Genomic DNA, 15,069 nt, shown 5'->3' with positions numbered 1-15,069 from the left:
AGCTGATCACCGACTCACGTGAGGCGGTGGTCTGCTCCCCGTCTACCGCCGGTAGAGCGGCTCCCCCGGCAGCGCCGCGTCGGCCGGCAGCACCGCGAGGTCCAGCCCCCGGTCCAGCCGCACCCGCAGCAGCGGGTCCGCCGCCACCGCCCGTACGACGCGCTGCGCCGCCTCCTGGAGGCCGTCGCGGTCCAGCGCCGGGTCGAAGACCAGGGCGAGCACCCCGTCCGAGTCCTCCGAGGGCGCGAGCAGCGCGGTGAGCACCTGCGGCTCGGCGGCCAGCAGCGCCCGTACGGCCTCGCGGACCTCCGGGTCGGCCGCCGGCGGCAGGTAGCGGCGGTTCTCGGCGAGGGCGCGCAGCCGGGCGCCGCCGAGGGCGTACGGGACGGGGCCGGCCGGGTCGATCAGCAGGGTGTCCGCGCGCTCGGAGAAGGCGACCATCGCGGCCTGGGGGGCCGCCGTCGGCGCCGGGCGGGCGTCGGCGCGCCAGCGGGCGAGCGACTCCAGCGAGGTGAAGGCGGGCAGGGCGCGGCGCCCGTCCGGGGCCTCCAGTACGGGGACGGCCATGTCGCTGCTCTTGTCGTGCTTGTGCCCGTGGTCGTCGACCTCGACCTCGCCGAGGATCGCGACGATCGGCACCATCAGCCGGGTCGGGGTCAGCGCGGCCAGCACCTCGGGCTCGGCGGAGCCGTCCTGCGACCAGCGGGCGAGGGCGGCGGCCAGGGCGGGGTCGGCGCCGCCGTCGTCCTCGGAGAAGCCGGGGTTCGGGATGCTCTTGCCGGCGAACGCCGGGTTGGAGAAGTCTTTGCGGTCCACCCGGCGACCCTATGACAGCGCGCGCTCTTCGGGACATTTCTCCGCACGCGACCCCTACCGGTTGGTAGCGCGGTGTGGCAGCCTGCGCGCATGGCCCTGCTCGACGCACCCGCCCCGGTCTCCGATCGCCTCCGGTACGACCGGGCCACCGCCCACCTGGACGGCCCGGTGGCCGTCGTCGACCTCGCGGCGTTCGACGCCAACGCCGCCGACCTGGTGCGCCGGGCGGGCGGGAAGCCGATCCGGGTGGCCAGCAAGTCGCTGCGCTGCCGGGAGCTGCTGGAGCGGGCGCTGGCGGTGGAGGGCTTCGCCGGGGTGATGAGCTTCACCCTGGACGAGTCGATCTGGCTGGTCCGGACGGGCCTGCGCGACGTGCTGCTCGCCTACCCCTCCGCCGACCGCTCCGGGTTCGCCGAGCTGACGGCCTCCGAGGAGCTGGCACGTGAGATCACCGTCGTCCTGGACGACCCCGCCCAGCTGGACCTGATCGACGGGGCCCGGGCCGGGGACGCCGAGGTGCGCGTCTGCCTGGAGCTGGACACCGCGCTGCACCTGCTGGGCGGCCGGGTCCGGGTGGGCGCCCGGCGATCGCCGCTGCGCGACCCGGAGGAGCTGGAGGCGTTCGCCGCGCTCGTCCAGCGCCGACCGGGCTTCCGGGTGGTGGGGCTGATGGCGTACGAGGGGCACGTGGCCGGGGTCGGCGACAGCGTGCCGGGACGGCCGGTGTACTCACGGCTGATCCGGCTGATGCAGGACAGGGCGCGGGCCGAACTGGCCGCGCGCCGGGCGGAGACGGTGCGGCGGCTGCGGCGGGTGGCCGAGCTGGAGTTCGTCAACGGCGGCGGCACCGGCAGCGTGGAGTCCACGGCCGCCGAGCGGGCCGTCACCGAGGTGGCCGCCGGCTCCGGGCTGTACGTGCCGCGGCTCTTCGACAACTACCGCTCGTTCCGGGGCCGTCCGGCCGCGCTGTTCGGCCAGCCCGTGGTGCGCCGGCCCGGCGTGGGCGTGGTGACGGTGCTCGGCGGCGGCTACCCCGCCTCGGGCGCGGCCGGGCCGGACCGCTCCCCCGTGCCGTACCTGCCGGCCGGCCTGCGCTACGACCCGATGGAGGGCGCGGGCGAGGTGCAGACGCCGCTGCTGGGCTCGGCGGCGGACGACCTGCTGATCGGCGACCGGGTGTGGTTCCGGCACGCCAAGGCGGGCGAACTGTGCGAGCGCTTCGGGGAGTTGCACCTGATCGAGGGCGAGGAGGTCGTCCGGACCGTCCCGACGTACCGGGGCGAGGGCCGGACGTTCCTGTAGGCGCGCACGCGGGCGCACCACCCTTTCGGCAGCCTTAAGCGGGCCCGATGGAACACCTAACCCAGGTGCCCCATCGGGCCTTTGCGCTGCTCACGGGCGCACGGTCCGTCAACATCGGTCAATGTCAGGCCTATTGCCTTCTGGTCCAGACCAATCCTACGCTTCGGCCGGGGGCCGCGCTCCGGGCCTGCGGCTCCCGAACGGGCAGGCGTGCCCGCTCTCCCCCACACCCGCCCGGAACGACGGTCGAGGAGTCCCCACCCCATGTCCATCAAGCGAAACGCCCTGTCCGTCGGCGTGATCGGCGCCGCGTCCCTCGCGGTGGCGCTGACCACCGCCGGGACCGCCAGCGCGCACGGCACCATGACCAACCCCGTCAGCCGCGTCGCCGCCTGCTACGCGGAAGGCCCCGAGCACCCCGTCTCCCAGGTCTGCAAGGACCTCGTCGCGGCCAGTGGCACCCAGCCGCTGTACGACTGGAACGAGGTCAACATCGCCAACGCCAACGGCAACCACCAGGCGCTGATCCCGGACGGCCGGCTCTGCTCGGCCAACCGCGACAAGTACGCGGCGCTGGACTGGCCGCGGACCGACTGGCCCGCCACCGCCGTCAAGCCGGGCGCGTTCTCCTTCCAGTTCCGCACCACCGCGCCGCACGTCGGCACCCAGACGGTCTACATCACCAAGGCGGGCTTCAACCCGACCCAGCCGCTGAAGTGGTCGGACCTCGACCCGACGCCGGTCGCCCAGGTGCAGGTCGACCGCAACGCGACCAACGGGTTCTACAACTACTCCGGCACGCTGCCGCAGCGCACGGGCCGCCAGATCCTCTACACCGTGTGGCAGCGCAGCGACAGCCCGGAGGCGTTCTACAGCTGCTCGGACGTCGACTTCGGCGGCACCCCGGGCACCGGTACCGCCCCGGCCGTCTCCGCGCTCGCCGCCCCGGCCGCGCCCAGCGACGCGCAGATCGCCGCCGACTCCTCCAAGTCGACGGTGGCGCACCACGGGCACGGCGGGGACCCGGGCGCCCCGGCCGGCCAGATCGTCCCGACCGCCTCCGCGGCGGTCGGCACCTCGGCCACCGGGCCGCTGCTGCTGGCCGGTGCCGGCGCGATCGGCGTCGGCTGGGCCGCCATGGTGCTCCGGCGCCGTCGCATCGAGGCTGTTCGACGCGACGCCTGACGCCGGACCCGGAGCCGGACCGGAAACACCCCCGTCCGGTCCGGCTCCGTGACGCCCCTCGGGGCGGTTCGTTCCACCCGCCCCGTGGACACACGACGCGGCGGCCCACCCGGAGGGGGGTTCCTCCGGGCGGGCCGCCGCGTCGTGGTGAGTGGCCCGGGTTCGCTCAGGTGCTGGTGCCGCCCGCGCCGCTCTGGCCGCCGCCGCTGCCACCGCTCTGGCCGCCGTTCGGGGCCGGCAGCGCGGGGAGCTTGCCCTTGTAGTCGGTGATGCCCTTGAGGATGGTGTCCATCAGGGCCACGTCCGGGGCCTTGTCGGCGACGTCGAAGCCGAAGTGCACCGAGATCAGGCTCTTGCCGTCGCTGGACGGGAAGACCGCGGTCTGGACGTAACCGTCGTTGCCCTTGGCCGCGTTGACCTTCCAGCGGACGAGCCAGCCGTTCTGGCCGTTGACGGTGACGGCCTCGTTCTTGAGCTCCTGGTGGCCGGTGACGTCGCCGTAGGAGGTCTTGACGGCCTGCTCGATGTCCGCCTTGGCGGCCGCCTGGGCGTCGCTGCCGCCGCCGTCGATCCGGCCGGTGTTCACGCCCCCGAGGGAGCACGACTTCGTGGGGTCGTCCGCGCAGGCGTACTCGCCGACGGACAGCATGGCGTAGCCGTCGGGGGTGATCTCACCCGTCCAGCCGGACGGGACCTTCAGGGAGAGCCGGTTCACGATGTCGATCGCGGTGCCGGCGCCGGGCTTGGTCTTGCCGCCGCCCTTGCCGTTGCCCCCGGTGGAGCCGCCGTTGGAGCCGTCACCGCCGGTGGAACCGCTGCCGCCACTGCCGCCGCTGCCGCCGTTTCCGCCGTTGGAGCCGCCGCCGTTGCCGAAGCCGGGCAGGCCGCCGAAGGGCCCGTTGCCGTCGCCGGGCGCCGCCTGCGGGGCGGAGCGCAGCGGGCGGTCGTGGTCGCGGCCGTCCATCGCCAGGTAGGTGATCCCCGAGCCCGCGCCCAGGCCCAGCACGGCGGCCACGACCGTGGCCACCACGAGCTTGGAGGGCTTGCGGCGGGGCTTGCGCGGCGCCTCGACGGGTGCGCCCCAGACCGCGCCGACCGGCGGCGGCTCCGGGTAGCGCACGGTCGGGCCGCTGGCGAGGACCTCGCCCTCCAGCACCCGGGGCTGCTCCGCCGTGCCCGCCTCGACCGGCTCGGTCGGCTCGGTCGGCTCGCCCCCGGAGGTCGGCTCGGCGGCCGGGGGTTCCGGCGCGGCCGGCGGCGGGGTCGGGGTCGGGGCGTCCGACGGCGCGGGCCGGGTGGAGGCCGTCCAGCCCTTGCCGTCCCACCAGCGCTGCGGTCTCGGCTCGCCGGTCTCCTTCGGGTCCGGGTACCACCCGGCGGGAATCTGCTCACTCACAGGAGAGAATCTAAAGCCCGCCGGATAAGCGCGAAATCAGCGCGGCCTCGAATTCCGCCGGTTTTCGATGAGATTCCAGTGAGAAGCCCCGCCCCCACCCCGGTGCGGCCGGTCAGAGCGGCGTGACGTACGCCCCGGAGATCCCGCCGTCCACCAGGAACTCGCTCGCCGTGATGAACGAGGAGTCGTCGCTCGCCAGGAAGGCCACCGCCGCGGCGATCTCCTCGGCGCGGGCGAAGCGGCCGAGCGGGATGTGCACCAGGCGGCGGGCCGCCCGCTCCGGGTCCTCGGCGAACAGCTCGCGCAGCAGCGGGGTGTCCACCGGCCCCGGGGAGAGCGCGTTGACCCGGATGCCCTCGCGGGCGAACTGCACGCCCAGCTCGCGGGACATCGCCAGCACTCCGCCCTTGGAGGCGGTGTAGGAGATCTGGGAGGTGGCCGCGCCCATCCGGGCGACGAAGCTGGCGGTGTTGATGATCGAGCCCCGCCCGTGGCGGCGCATGTACGGCAGGGCCGCCTTGCAGCACAGGTAGACGGAGGTCAGGTTGACCTCCTGCACCTTGCGCCAGGCGTCCAGGCCGGTGGTGAGGATCGAGTCGTCCTCCGGCGGGGAGATGCCCGCGTTGTTGAAGGCCACGTCCACGCTGCCGTACGTCTCGTAGGCCTCGTCGAACAGCGCCTCGACCATGTACGGGTCGGTGACGTCGGTGTGCACGAACAGCCCGCGGACCTCCTTGGCCGCGGCCCGGCCGCTCTCCTCGTCGAGGTCCGCGCAGACCACCCTGGCGCCCTCCGAGGCGAGCCGGCGGGCGGCGGCCAGGCCGATCCCGCTGCCCGCGCCCGTCACCACGGCGGTGCGGCCGACCAGCCGGCGGCAGACCACCTCGCCCCTGTCGCCCGTCGGGGTGTCATTCATGGGCCTCACATCCGTTCGAAGGATCGGTAGCGCTCCCAGTCGGTCACCGTGCCGTCGTACGCGGCCTGTTCGACCCGGGCCATGTTCAGGTAGTGCTCGACCACGTCGCCGCCGAAGGCCTCCCGGGCGAGCTCGCTCTCCGCCCACAACTCGGCGGCCTCGCGCAGCGATCCGGGCACCCGGGCGTACTCCTCCACCGCGTAGGCGTTGCCCAGGCAGGGTGCGGGCAGCTCCAGCTTGCGCTGCAGCCCGTGCAGTCCGGCGGCGATCATCCCGGCCACGGCCAGGTACGGGTTGACGTCGCCGCCCGGCACCCGGTTCTCCATCCGCAGGCCGGGGCCGTGGCCGACGACGCGGTAGGCGCAGGTGCGGTTGTCGCGGCCCCAGGCGACGGCGGTCGGGGCGAAGGAGCCGGGGCGGTAGCGCTTGTACGAGTTGATGTTCGGCGCGTACAGCAGGCTGAACTCGCGCAGGGCGAGGAGCTGTCCGGCGAGGAAGTGCCGCATGGTGTCGGTCATCCGGCCGTCGCGGTCGGCGAAGGCGGGCGCGCCGACGGCGTCGCGCAGCGAGAGGTGGATGTGGCAGCTGTTGCCCTCGCGCTCGTCGTACTTGGCCATGAAGGTGAGCGCGCAGCCGAGTTGGGCGGCGATCTCCTTGGCGCCGGTCTTGTAGACGCTGTGCTGGTCGCAGGTGGTGAGCGCGTCGGCGTAGCGGAAGGCGATCTCGTGCTGGCCGAGGTTGCACTCGCCCTTGGCGGACTCGACGACCAGGCCGGCGGCGGCCATGTCGTTGCGGATGCGGGAGAGCAGGGGTTCGACGCGGGCGGTGCCGAGCATCGAGTAGTCGACGTTGTAGAGGTTCGCGGGGGTGAGGCCGCGGTAGCCGCCGAGCCAGGCCGACTCGTAGGTGTCGCGGAAGACCAGGAACTCCAACTCGGTGCCGACGTCGGCCGCGAGGCCGTGCTCGGCGAGGCGGGCGAGCTGGCGGCGCAGCAGTTGGCGCGGGGCCGCGTCCACGGGGTGGCCGCCGTGGCGGGCGAGGTCGGCGGTGACCTGGGCGGTGCCGGGCTGCCAGGGGGTGAGCCGCAGGGTGGCGAGGTCGGGGCGCATCGCGAAGTCGCCGTAGCCGGTGGCCCAGGAGGAGAAGGCGTAGCCGTCCACGGTGTTGAGGTCCACGTCCACGGCGAGCAGGTAGTCGCAGGCCTCGGCGCCGTGTTCGAGGACCTCGTCCAGGAAGAACCGGGCGGCGAACCGCTTGCCCTGGAGGCGGCCCTGCATGTCGGTGAAGGCCAGCGCGACCGTGTGCACCTCGCCGGCGTCCACCAGGGTGCGCAGCTCGTCCAGGGTCAGCGGCGCGCGGGGCGGGGTGGGCGAGGTGGCGGGATCGGGCATGGAGGAACCGTCCTCATCGATCACTCTTCGAGATCAACCGGTCACAGGGAACCGTACGGCCTGGGGCTCTCGGGGCGGAAGAGGGCGGGCGGGTGTGGCGCGCTTTCGGGTGCCCGGCCGCGTGGCGGACGGTGGCGCGGGGGCCGCGGGTGCAGAATGCGCGCCATGGATCGCAGGCCTTTGATCGGCGTCAGCACCTATCTGGTGGACGCGAGTTGGAACAGCTGGCGGGACCGCAGGGTCGCCCTGGTGCCCGAGCGGTACACCGCGTACGTACGGGACTCGGGCGGCATCGCGGTGCTGCTGCCGCCGGACGCGCCGGAGCGGGCGCCCGAGGTGCTGGCGCGGCTGGACGCGCTGGTGGTCGCGGGCGGGCCGGACATCGACCCGGCCTATTACGGGCAGGAGCCGCATCCGGCCGCGGAGGTGGACTCGCCGGAGCGGGACCGCTGGGAGGTCGCGCTGCTGCGGGCCGCGCTGGCGGCGGGGATGCCGCTGCTGGGGATCTGCCGGGGGATGCAGGTGCTCAACGTGGTCTGCGGCGGGACGCTGGTGCAGCACCTGCCGGATGTGGTGGTGCCGGACGTGCACACCGGGCGGCCGGGGGCGTACGGGACGCACCTGGTGCGGCCGGTTCCGGGGACGCTGCTCGGGGGGCTGCTGCCGGAGAGCGAGCTGGAGGTGCCGACGTACCACCACCAGGCGGTGGCCCGGCTGGGCGAGGGGCTGCGGGTCTCGGCGCACGCGCCGGACGGGACGGTGGAGGCGGTGGAGGGGCCGGGGTTCGCGCTGGGGGTGCAGTGGCACCCGGAGCAGGGGGACGACCTGCGGGTGATGCAGGCGCTGGTGCGGGCGGCGACGGCGGTGTCGGTGGGGTGACTCCCCACGGGGAGAGGCGGGTCGGGCCCGCGCCGCCGGTCGGGGCGCGGGCCCGGCGTCAGGTCGCCGCCGGGGCGGGGGCCGGGAGGCGGCCGGCGGCCGCCAGCAGGACGGGGAGCATGCGGGCGGCGTGGGTGGCGTAGCCGGCCGGGGAGGGGTGGATGCCGTCCGGGCCGAGGAGGCGCGGGGCGTGGTCGCGGAACTCGGGCCCCGAGGTGGGGGCGAGGTGGGCGCCGAGGCGGTGCGCCGTACGGATGTGGCGCTCGGCGAGGCGGCGGGCGCGGCGGCGGCCGATCCAACGGACGGGGATGCGCAGGCCCGGCGCGTAGCCGGGGTCGGGGCAGGGGACGAGGACGAGCTCCCAACCCGCCTCCTTCAACGCCCCTGCGAGGTGGGCGTGTTGGCGGGCGGAGCGGCCGACGGGCACGGGCAGCAGGATGTCGTTGCCGCCGACGATCAGCACGGCGATCCCGGGGCGCAGCCGCACCGCGCGGTGCAGTTGGCGGCCGGTGGCGGCCGTGGTGGAGCCGGCGCGGGCGTGCACCCGCAGGTCGACGGGCCGGCGCGTGCCCTCCGCGAGGCCGTGCGCGAGCAGGGCGCCGAGCGTCTGCCCGGGGCGCTGGGCGCCGAAGCCCTGGGCGAGCGAGTCGCCGAGCATGAGGAGGGTCAACGGCCGTTCGCCGGAGGGGGGTTCGGGTCCGTAGCGGCCGTCCGCGACCGGGACGCTCCAGTCCCGGGGTGGCCGGTGGGCGAGCAGGTGCAGGTACAGCCGGGCGAACCGGAGGACGAGGCGGCGCATGGCGGGCGGGCTCCTAGGCGGTGAGGACCACGGCGGCGCTGTGGCCGCCGAAGCCGCTGGAGACGGTGAGGGCGGCGGGCGCGTCGAGGGGGCGGGGGGCCTTGGCGACCACGTCGAGGCCGATCCCGTCGTCGAGCCGGTCGAGGTTGGCGGTGGGCGGGATCAGCCGGTGCCGCAGGGTGAGCACGGTGAGCGCCGCCTCGATGGCGCCGGCCGCGCCCATGCAGTGCCCGATGACGCTCTTGTTGGCGGTGACGGGCGGCGGCCGGTGGAAGACGCGGCGCAGGGCGGCCGCCTCGGCGGGGTCGTTGAGGGCGGTGCCGGTGCCGTGGGCGTTGACGTGCCCGATCTCGTACGGGGCCAGCCCGGCGTCCGCGAGCGCGGCACGGGCGGCCCGGGCGAGGCCCTCGCCGTCGGGGTCGGGGGCGGTGGGGTGGTGGGCGTCGGCGGCGGAGCCGTGCCCGGCCAGGTGGGCGTACGGGCGGGCGCCCCGGGCGCGGGCGTGCTCGGCGCGTTCGAGGACGAGGACGCCGGCGCCTTCTCCGAGGACGAAGCCGTCGCGGTCGGCGTCGAACGGGCGGGAGGCGCCCTCGGGGTCGTGGCGGCGGCGGGAGAGCGCGCCGAGGCGGTCGAAGGCGACGGCGGTCATCGGCGTGCGCGGGCTGTCGGTGCCGCCGGCGAGGACGAGGTCGCAGGTACCGGCCCGGAGGAGGTCGGCGGCCAGGGCGAGGGCGCTGGTGCCGGAGGCGCAGGCGGTGCTGACGACCAGGGCGGGGCCCCGGGCGCCGAGGTCGAGGCTGACCTCCCCGGCGGCCATGTTGGGGATGGAGCGCGGCAGCATCAGCGGGGAGACCCGGTCGGCGCGGCCCTCGGCGAGGCGGGCGTACTCGACGGCGTACGTGTGGACGCTGTTGGCGCTGACGCCGAGCACGACGCCGACGCGGGTGCCGTCCCACTCCCCCGGGTCGAGCCCGGCGTCGGCCACGGCCTGCCGGGCGGCCGCCACGGCCATCTGGCTGTAGCGGTCGAGGCGGCGGGCCAGCCGGCCGCCGAGCAGGGCGGCCGGGTCGAAGTCGGCCACCGGGCAGGAGAAGTCGACGGCGAGGCCCGCGAGTTCGGGGTCGCGGCGGGCGGTGGGGCGGGCGTCGAGGAAGCGGTTCCAGACGGCCTCGGCGCCGCAGCCGGCCGGGGTGACCAGGCCCAGGCCGGTGACGGCGACGGCGCGGGGGCTCAACTCGCGCCCTCCGCCGCGAGGGTGGCGTCCGCGCGCACGGCGTCGGCCCGGGCCGCGTCCGCGTGGGCGGCGAGCTCGCCGAGGGTCCGGTCGGGGACGAGGTCGCTGACGGTGATGCCCAGGCGCTCCTCGACGACCAGCGACAGCTCGACCAGGGCGAGGCTGTCCAGGGCCAGCGAGGCGAGGCTGGCGTCGGGGGTGACGAGCGCGGGGGCGACCTCGAACTCGTCGACGAGGCAGGAGCGGATGGTCTCGTAGGAGGAGCCGGCCATGTGAACTGTCCTTTCAGCGGGGCGGGTTGGGAAGTCGGTGCAGGACGGCGACCACCGGGCCGGGCAGCCCGACCCAGGCGAGCGCGGCGGCGAGGGCGGCCGCCGTCGCGCCGACTGCGGCGGCGTCGGCGAGCCCGTCGAGGAACGCCGGGGCGAAGGCGGCGGGGGCCGCGCCGTCCAGCGAGGTGGCGAGGACGGAGCCGAGCACCGCCACCCCGAGGGTCGAACCGACCTGCCGGGTGGCGTCGTTGAGCGCGGAGCCCACGCCCGCGGCGCCGATCGGCACGGCGCTCATCACCACCTCGGTGGCCACGGGCGCGACCAGTCCGGCGCCCAGCCCGGCCAGCGCCTCGAAGAGCAGCACCGGCCCGTCGCCCGATCCGGCCTCCAGGCCCGCGAGTTGGAGGAATCCGACGGCCATGAGCACCGGCCCGCCCGCACAGGGCGTCCGGGCACCGAACCGCCGGGCCAGCAGCGGCCCGAGCACGGCCCCGGCGGCGAGCGAGGCGGACAGCGGCACCATCCGCTGCCCGGCCTGCCAGGCGCTCAGGCCGCGGACCTGCTGGAGGTAGAGGGTGAGCAGGAACATCGCGCCGAACATCGCGAAGGACATCAGCGCGAGCACGGTCGTGGCCGGCCAGACCGGCCCGCCGCGCAGCAGCCGTACGGGCACCATCGGTGCGGCGCAGCGCAGTTGGCGCCGAACGAAGCCGGTCAGCAGCAGCGCGGCGAGAGCGGACGCGGCGAGCACGGCGGGGCTCGTCCAGCCCCGGCCCGGGGCCTCGATGAGGCCCCAGACCAGCGCCAGCAGGCCGGCGCAGGAGAGCAGCGCGCCCGGCCCGTCCAGCCGTCCGGCCCCGGCGGCGCGGGACTCGGGGACGAGGAACAGCGCGGCCAGGGCGATCACCGCGATCACCGGGACGTTCAGCCAGAACGCCGAGCGCCAGCCGTACCGGTCGACGAGCAGCCCGCCCGCGACCGGCCCGAACACCGCGCCGACCCCGGCGACGGCGGCCCAGAGCCCGATGGCCCGCCGCCGGGCGGCCGGCTCGCGCAGCACGTGGACGACGGTGGAGAGCGTGGCGGGCATGAACAGCGCGGCGCCCAGGCCCATCCCGCAGCGGGCGGCGACCAGCGCGCCCGGTCCGTCGGCCAGCGCCCCGGCGGCGGAGGCGGCCCCGCACAGGGCGAGGCCGGTGAGGAAGGCCCGCCGCCGCCCGTAGCGGTCGCCGAGCGCGCCGCCCGCGAGGACGCAGCCGCCGAGGGCGAGGGCGTAGCCGTCGACGATCCACTGGGTCCCGGCGAGGGTGGGGCCGAGGTCGGCGCGCAGGCCCGGGATCGCGACGTTGAGGACGGTGAAGTCCAGGCCGAGCAGGAACAGCGCGGCGCAGACCACCGCGACCGCCGCCCAGGGGCCCGCACCGCTCGTACTGCCCGTACTGCCCGCGCTCCTCGTACTGCCCGCACCGCTCACACTGCTCGGACGCATGGTCACGGCGGCCTCAGGCCGGCAGCCGCAGCGGCTCGTCCCGCCGCCGCAGGCCGATCCGGTAGAGGGTGACGGCGCCGCGCAGGAAGGTCATCTCACTGGCGCGCAGGTAGCGCCGGTACCGCCGGTAGCCCTCCGGGCCGACGAGCCGTTCGGCCTCGGCGCGGGCCCGCAGCAGCCGGGCCGACCAGGAGGCGAGGGTGCGGGCGTAGTCCTCGGCGGAGGCGGAGAGGGCGACGATCGAGAAGTACGGGTCGCAGGCGGCGGCGATCTCGCTGAGTCGGGGCAGCCTGGCGCCGGGGAAGACGTCGGAGCCGACGAACTCGCCGATCGCGCCGGCGCCGTCCACCGCGCCGTCGTAGGCGATGGTCTGCAGGGACATCCGGCCGCCGGGGCGCAGCCAGCCGTGGCAGGCCTCGAAGTGGCGGGCGTAGACGCCGAGCCGTTCGGCGCGGGTCATGGCGGCGGTGGCGAAGTGCTCGAAGGAGCCCATGCCGACGACGGCGTCGTACGGGCGCTCGGGGCGGTGGTCCTCCCAGCTCTCCAGGCGGGGTTCGGCGCCGGGCAGGGCGCGAGCGGCGAGGAACGCGTACTGGGCGGGCGAGACGGTGAGGCCGGTGGCGTGGGCGACGCGGTCGTCGCGGCCCGCGTGCTCCAGCATCGCGCCCCAGCCGCAGCCGACGTCGAGCAGCCGCAGGCCGTCGCCGGGGCGGGCGCCGACGAGGTCGAGGTGGTGGTCGAGCTTGGCGCGCTGGGCGCGGGGCAGGGCGGTGGCGTCGGGCTCCCCGGCGGGGACGCCGTCCCACTTGGCGGCGGTGTAGGCGAGGGTCTCGTCGAGCCAGAGGGCGTAGAACTGGTTGCCGAGGTCGTAGTGGAAGGCGATGTCCTCGGCGGTGGTGCCGGCGGTGGTGATCGTCACGCGGGTCCTGTTCTGATCGGCTTCGGGATCGGCTTCGGGATCGGCTTCGGGATCGGCTCCGGGATCGGCTCCGGGATCGGCTTCTGATGGACGGACCCGACCGCGCGATGACGGTGCGTCAGCTGATCCGCAATCCCCTCGGGTTCGCCGATCCGGCGGACGGGGCCCCGCGGTGGCGATCTTCACGGGCCATGATCGTCGTGGACCGGCGCACCCCCGCGCAAACCCGCCTCACCCGTCCGGGTGAGCGTCGAATCACGGCCCTGACCTGGGACTATGCCGATGGCAAGCCACCCCCGCGAAGGGGCCGGGTGGCGGGCGTGAGCGGCAACGACAACGGTCACCAGTACAACCTTTGGATCTTTGTCGATTCTGCGGTTCACTTCGAGTGCGGAGGCGATCGCTTCCGCCCGTTTCCGGGTACACATTCCACCCACGCGTCCAGAGAGGGCTTCGATGGCCGGCCACGAGCATTCCCACGATGATCATGCGCATGACCACAAGCACTCCCACGGGCACGGAGGCCACGGTGGCCACTCCCACGGCGTCTCCGCCGACGCCGACCGCCGCTGGCTGGTCAGCGCCCTCGCCCTGATCGTCGTCTTCATGGCCGGCGAGGTCGTCGTCGGCTTCGCCGCCCAGTCGCTGGCCCTGATCTCCGACGCGGCGCACATGCTCACCGACGCCGCCTCGATCGTCCTCGCCCTGGTCGCCATGCGCCTGGCCGCCCGCCCCGCCCGCGGCGGCTACACGTACGGGCTCAAGCGCGCCGAGATCCTCTCCGCGCAGGCCAACGGCGTGACGCTGCTGGTGCTGTCCGCCTGGCTCGGCTACGAGGCGATCACCCGGCTGTTCGAACCGCCGGCGGTCACCGGCTCGCTGGTGCTGGTCACCGCGCTGATCGGCGTCGTCGTCAACATCGCCGCCGCCTGGTGCATGTCCAAGGCCAACCGCAGCTCGCTGAACGTCGAGGGCGCCTTCCAGCACGTCCTCACCGACCTGTACGCCTTCATCGCGACCGCCGTCGCCGGCCTCGTCATGGTGACCACCGGCTTCGCCCGCGCCGACTCCATCGCCTCGCTGATCGTCGTCGCGCTGATGCTCAAGGCGGGCGTCGGGCTCGTCCGCGACTCCGGACGGATCTTCCTGGAGGCCGCCCCCGCCGGCATCGACCCCGACGCGGTGGCGGACCGGCTCGTCGGCGAACCGCTCGTCGAGGAGATCCACGACCTGCACATCTGGGAGATCACCTCCAACCAGCCCGCCCTGTCGGCGCACATCCTCGTCACCCCCGGCGGCGACTGCCACGCCGTGCGGCGCTCGCTGCAGCGGCGGCTCTCCGAGGAGTACGGCATCACCCACTCCACGCTCCAGGTCGACCACGTCGGCGAGGACGAGGCGGGCGCGCTGCTCCAGATCGCCGGACACGGCGACACCGCCGCCGAGCACTGCGCCGACTCGCACGGCCCCGTCCACCGCGCCGGGCCGCACGAGCACTGAGGCCCGTCCGCCCGCCTTCCGTCAGCGCGGTGCGGCATGATCTGACACGTGACCGCACCGCGACTGATGCTCCTCGACTCCGCCAGCCTGTACTTCCGGGCCTACTACGGCGTGCCGGACACCCTGCGCTCCCCGCAGGGCGAGCCCGTCAACGCCGTCCGCGGCCTGCTGGACTTCATCGCCCGGCTCGTCCACGACCACCGGCCCGACCACCTGGTCGCCTGCATGGACGCCGACTGGCGCCCCCAGTGGCGCGTCGACCTCATCCCCTCGTACAAGACCCACCGCGTCGCCGAGGCCGCCGTCGACGGCGAGGAGGAGGTGCCCGACACCCTCGCCCCGCAGGTCCCGGTGATCGAGCAGGTCCTCGACGCCCTCGGCATCGCCCGCGTCGGCTCCCCCGGCTACGAGGCGGACGACGTGATCGGCACCCTCACCGCCCGCGCGAAGGGCCCGGTGCAGATCGTCACCGGCGACCGCGACCTCTTCCAACTCGTCGACGACGCACGGCAGATCACCGTCCTCTACCCCGTCAAGGGGATGGGCAACCTGCAGATCACCGACGACGCGCTGCTCCTGGAGAAGTACGGCGTGCGCGGCGCCCGGTACGCCGACATGGCCGCCCTGCGCGGGGACCCGTCCGACGGGCTGCCCGGCGTCAAGGGCATCGGCGAGAAGACCGCCGCCCAGCTGATCGACGAGTACGGCGACCTCGCCGCCATCCGCGCGGCGGCCCTGGACATCGGCTCCCGCCTCACCCCGGCCCGCCGCCGCAACATCGTCGAGGGCGCCGCCTACCTCGACGTCGCCCCCACCGTCGTCCGCGTCGCCGAGGACGCGCCCCTGCCGGACTTCGACCCGGCCCTGCCGCAGGAGCCGCTGGACCCGATGGCGCTCGAACACCTCGCCGCCCGCTGGGGGTTGGGGACGTCGCTGGAGCGGCTGGTGGAGACGCTCGCCGCGCGGTGAGC

14 protein-coding genes are annotated in these 15,069 nt (G+C 75.0%); 5 read left to right on the top strand and 9 right to left on the bottom strand.

Annotated features, from left to right (window positions below; genetic code table 11):
* Nucleotides 1–42 precede the first annotated feature (42 nt).
* Nucleotides 43–816 (bottom strand): SseB family protein, encoded by a 774-nt coding sequence (locus ACIRRS_RS20810; RefSeq protein WP_402972655.1) that lies wholly within the window; start codon nucleotides 814–816, stop codon nucleotides 43–45.
* Between the two features lie 90 nt (nucleotides 817–906).
* Here ACIRRS_RS20810 and ACIRRS_RS20805 point away from each other — a divergent pair, with 90 nt between their 5' ends.
* Together ACIRRS_RS20805 and ACIRRS_RS20800 are read left to right on the top strand one after the other, a co-directional pair.
* A complete protein-coding gene (locus ACIRRS_RS20805; protein ID WP_402972653.1) occupies nucleotides 907–2,118 on the top strand; it encodes an alanine racemase in 1,212 nt (403 codons plus the stop codon).
* Between the two features lie 264 nt (nucleotides 2,119–2,382).
* Entirely contained in the window at nucleotides 2,383–3,303 is a 921-nt protein-coding gene (locus ACIRRS_RS20800) for a lytic polysaccharide monooxygenase (RefSeq protein ID WP_402972651.1), read from the top strand.
* 166 nt (nucleotides 3,304–3,469) lie between these two features.
* Here ACIRRS_RS20800 and ACIRRS_RS20795 read toward each other — a convergent pair whose 3' ends face one another.
* The 3 genes from ACIRRS_RS20795 to ACIRRS_RS20785 all read right to left on the bottom strand — a co-directional run bounded on the left by ACIRRS_RS20795 (nucleotide 3,470) and on the right by ACIRRS_RS20785 (nucleotide 7,006).
* A complete protein-coding gene (locus tag ACIRRS_RS20795) occupies nucleotides 3,470–4,699 on the bottom strand; it encodes a DUF2510 domain-containing protein (protein WP_402972649.1) in 1,230 nt (409 codons plus the stop codon).
* 112 nt (nucleotides 4,700–4,811) lie between these two features.
* On the bottom strand, nucleotides 4,812–5,615 hold the full coding sequence (locus ACIRRS_RS20790) for a 3-oxoacyl-ACP reductase (RefSeq protein WP_402972647.1): 804 nt from the start codon (nucleotides 5,613–5,615) through the stop codon (nucleotides 4,812–4,814).
* Nucleotides 5,616–5,620: 5 nt separating this feature from the next.
* Nucleotides 5,621–7,006 (bottom strand): glutamine synthetase family protein, encoded by a 1,386-nt coding sequence (locus tag ACIRRS_RS20785; RefSeq protein ID WP_402972645.1) that lies wholly within the window; start codon nucleotides 7,004–7,006, stop codon nucleotides 5,621–5,623.
* Between the two features lie 165 nt (nucleotides 7,007–7,171).
* Here ACIRRS_RS20785 and ACIRRS_RS20780 point away from each other — a divergent pair, with 165 nt between their 5' ends.
* Nucleotides 7,172–7,885, top strand: coding sequence for a gamma-glutamyl-gamma-aminobutyrate hydrolase family protein (locus ACIRRS_RS20780; RefSeq protein ID WP_402972643.1), 714 nt, complete (start codon nucleotides 7,172–7,174; stop codon nucleotides 7,883–7,885).
* 58 nt (nucleotides 7,886–7,943) lie between these two features.
* On the opposite strand, the gene ACIRRS_RS20775 is transcribed toward ACIRRS_RS20780, so the two are convergent.
* Genes ACIRRS_RS20775 through ACIRRS_RS20755 form a run of 5 tightly spaced genes read right to left on the bottom strand, consistent with a single transcriptional unit; the run spans nucleotide 7,944 to nucleotide 12,598 of the window.
* The gene (locus tag ACIRRS_RS20775) at nucleotides 7,944–8,684 is read right to left on the bottom strand and encodes an SGNH/GDSL hydrolase family protein (protein WP_402972641.1); all 741 of its coding nucleotides are present in this window, start codon (nucleotides 8,682–8,684) and stop codon (nucleotides 7,944–7,946) included.
* 13 nt (nucleotides 8,685–8,697) lie between these two features.
* Nucleotides 8,698–9,918 carry a beta-ketoacyl-[acyl-carrier-protein] synthase family protein gene (locus ACIRRS_RS20770; protein ID WP_402972639.1) on the bottom strand — a complete coding sequence of 407 codons (1,221 nt, stop codon included), beginning with the start codon at nucleotides 9,916–9,918 and terminating at the stop codon, nucleotides 8,698–8,700.
* On the bottom strand, nucleotides 9,915–10,190 hold the full coding sequence (locus tag ACIRRS_RS20765) for an acyl carrier protein (RefSeq protein ID WP_402972638.1): 276 nt from the start codon (nucleotides 10,188–10,190) through the stop codon (nucleotides 9,915–9,917). Before ACIRRS_RS20765 ends, ACIRRS_RS20770 begins: the two co-directional genes overlap by 4 nt.
* Before the next feature lie 13 nt (nucleotides 10,191–10,203).
* Nucleotides 10,204–11,679: an MFS transporter gene (locus ACIRRS_RS20760; RefSeq protein WP_402972636.1), complete on the bottom strand. Its 1,476-nt coding sequence runs from the start codon at nucleotides 11,677–11,679 to the stop codon at nucleotides 10,204–10,206.
* A gap of 13 nt (nucleotides 11,680–11,692) precedes the next feature.
* A complete protein-coding gene (locus tag ACIRRS_RS20755) occupies nucleotides 11,693–12,598 on the bottom strand; it encodes a class I SAM-dependent methyltransferase (protein WP_402972634.1) in 906 nt (301 codons plus the stop codon).
* A gap of 456 nt (nucleotides 12,599–13,054) precedes the next feature.
* Here ACIRRS_RS20755 and ACIRRS_RS20750 point away from each other — a divergent pair, with 456 nt between their 5' ends.
* Nucleotides 13,055–14,098, top strand: a complete 1,044-nt coding sequence (locus tag ACIRRS_RS20750; protein WP_402972632.1) for a cation diffusion facilitator family transporter — start codon at nucleotides 13,055–13,057, stop codon at nucleotides 14,096–14,098.
* A gap of 66 nt (nucleotides 14,099–14,164) precedes the next feature.
* Nucleotides 14,165–15,067, top strand: coding sequence for a 5'-3' exonuclease H3TH domain-containing protein (locus ACIRRS_RS20745; protein ID WP_402972936.1), 903 nt, complete (start codon nucleotides 14,165–14,167; stop codon nucleotides 15,065–15,067).
* The last annotated feature ends 2 nt before the right edge of the window (nucleotides 15,068–15,069 follow it).

Source organism: Kitasatospora sp. NPDC101183 (assembly GCF_044767945.1).
In the GTDB taxonomy this organism is placed as follows: domain Bacteria; phylum Actinomycetota; class Actinomycetes; order Streptomycetales; family Streptomycetaceae; genus Kitasatospora.
This window is presented reverse-complemented; position numbering and strand designations above follow the sequence as displayed.

Bases quoted from the DNA above. Each gene is read 5' to 3' on its own strand.
- ACIRRS_RS20790 (WP_402972647.1), bottom strand. From the start codon at position 5,615: ATGAATGACACCCCGACGGGCGACAGGGGCGAGGTGGTCTGCCGCCGG.
- ACIRRS_RS20785 (WP_402972645.1), bottom strand. From the start codon at position 7,006: ATGCCCGATCCCGCCACCTCGCCCACCCCGCCCCGCGCGCCGCTGACC.
- ACIRRS_RS20800 (WP_402972651.1), top strand. From the start codon at position 2,383: ATGTCCATCAAGCGAAACGCCCTGTCCGTCGGCGTGATCGGCGCCGCG.
- ACIRRS_RS20745 (WP_402972936.1), top strand. From the start codon at position 14,165: ATGCTCCTCGACTCCGCCAGCCTGTACTTCCGGGCCTACTACGGCGTG.
- ACIRRS_RS20775 (WP_402972641.1), bottom strand. From the start codon at position 8,684: ATGCGCCGCCTCGTCCTCCGGTTCGCCCGGCTGTACCTGCACCTGCTC.
- ACIRRS_RS20765 (WP_402972638.1), bottom strand. From the start codon at position 10,190: ATGGCCGGCTCCTCCTACGAGACCATCCGCTCCTGCCTCGTCGACGAG.
- ACIRRS_RS20780 (WP_402972643.1), top strand. From the start codon at position 7,172: ATGGATCGCAGGCCTTTGATCGGCGTCAGCACCTATCTGGTGGACGCG.
- ACIRRS_RS20750 (WP_402972632.1), top strand. From the start codon at position 13,055: ATGGCCGGCCACGAGCATTCCCACGATGATCATGCGCATGACCACAAG.
- ACIRRS_RS20805 (WP_402972653.1), top strand. From the start codon at position 907: ATGGCCCTGCTCGACGCACCCGCCCCGGTCTCCGATCGCCTCCGGTAC.
- ACIRRS_RS20760 (WP_402972636.1), bottom strand. From the start codon at position 11,679: ATGCGTCCGAGCAGTGTGAGCGGTGCGGGCAGTACGAGGAGCGCGGGC.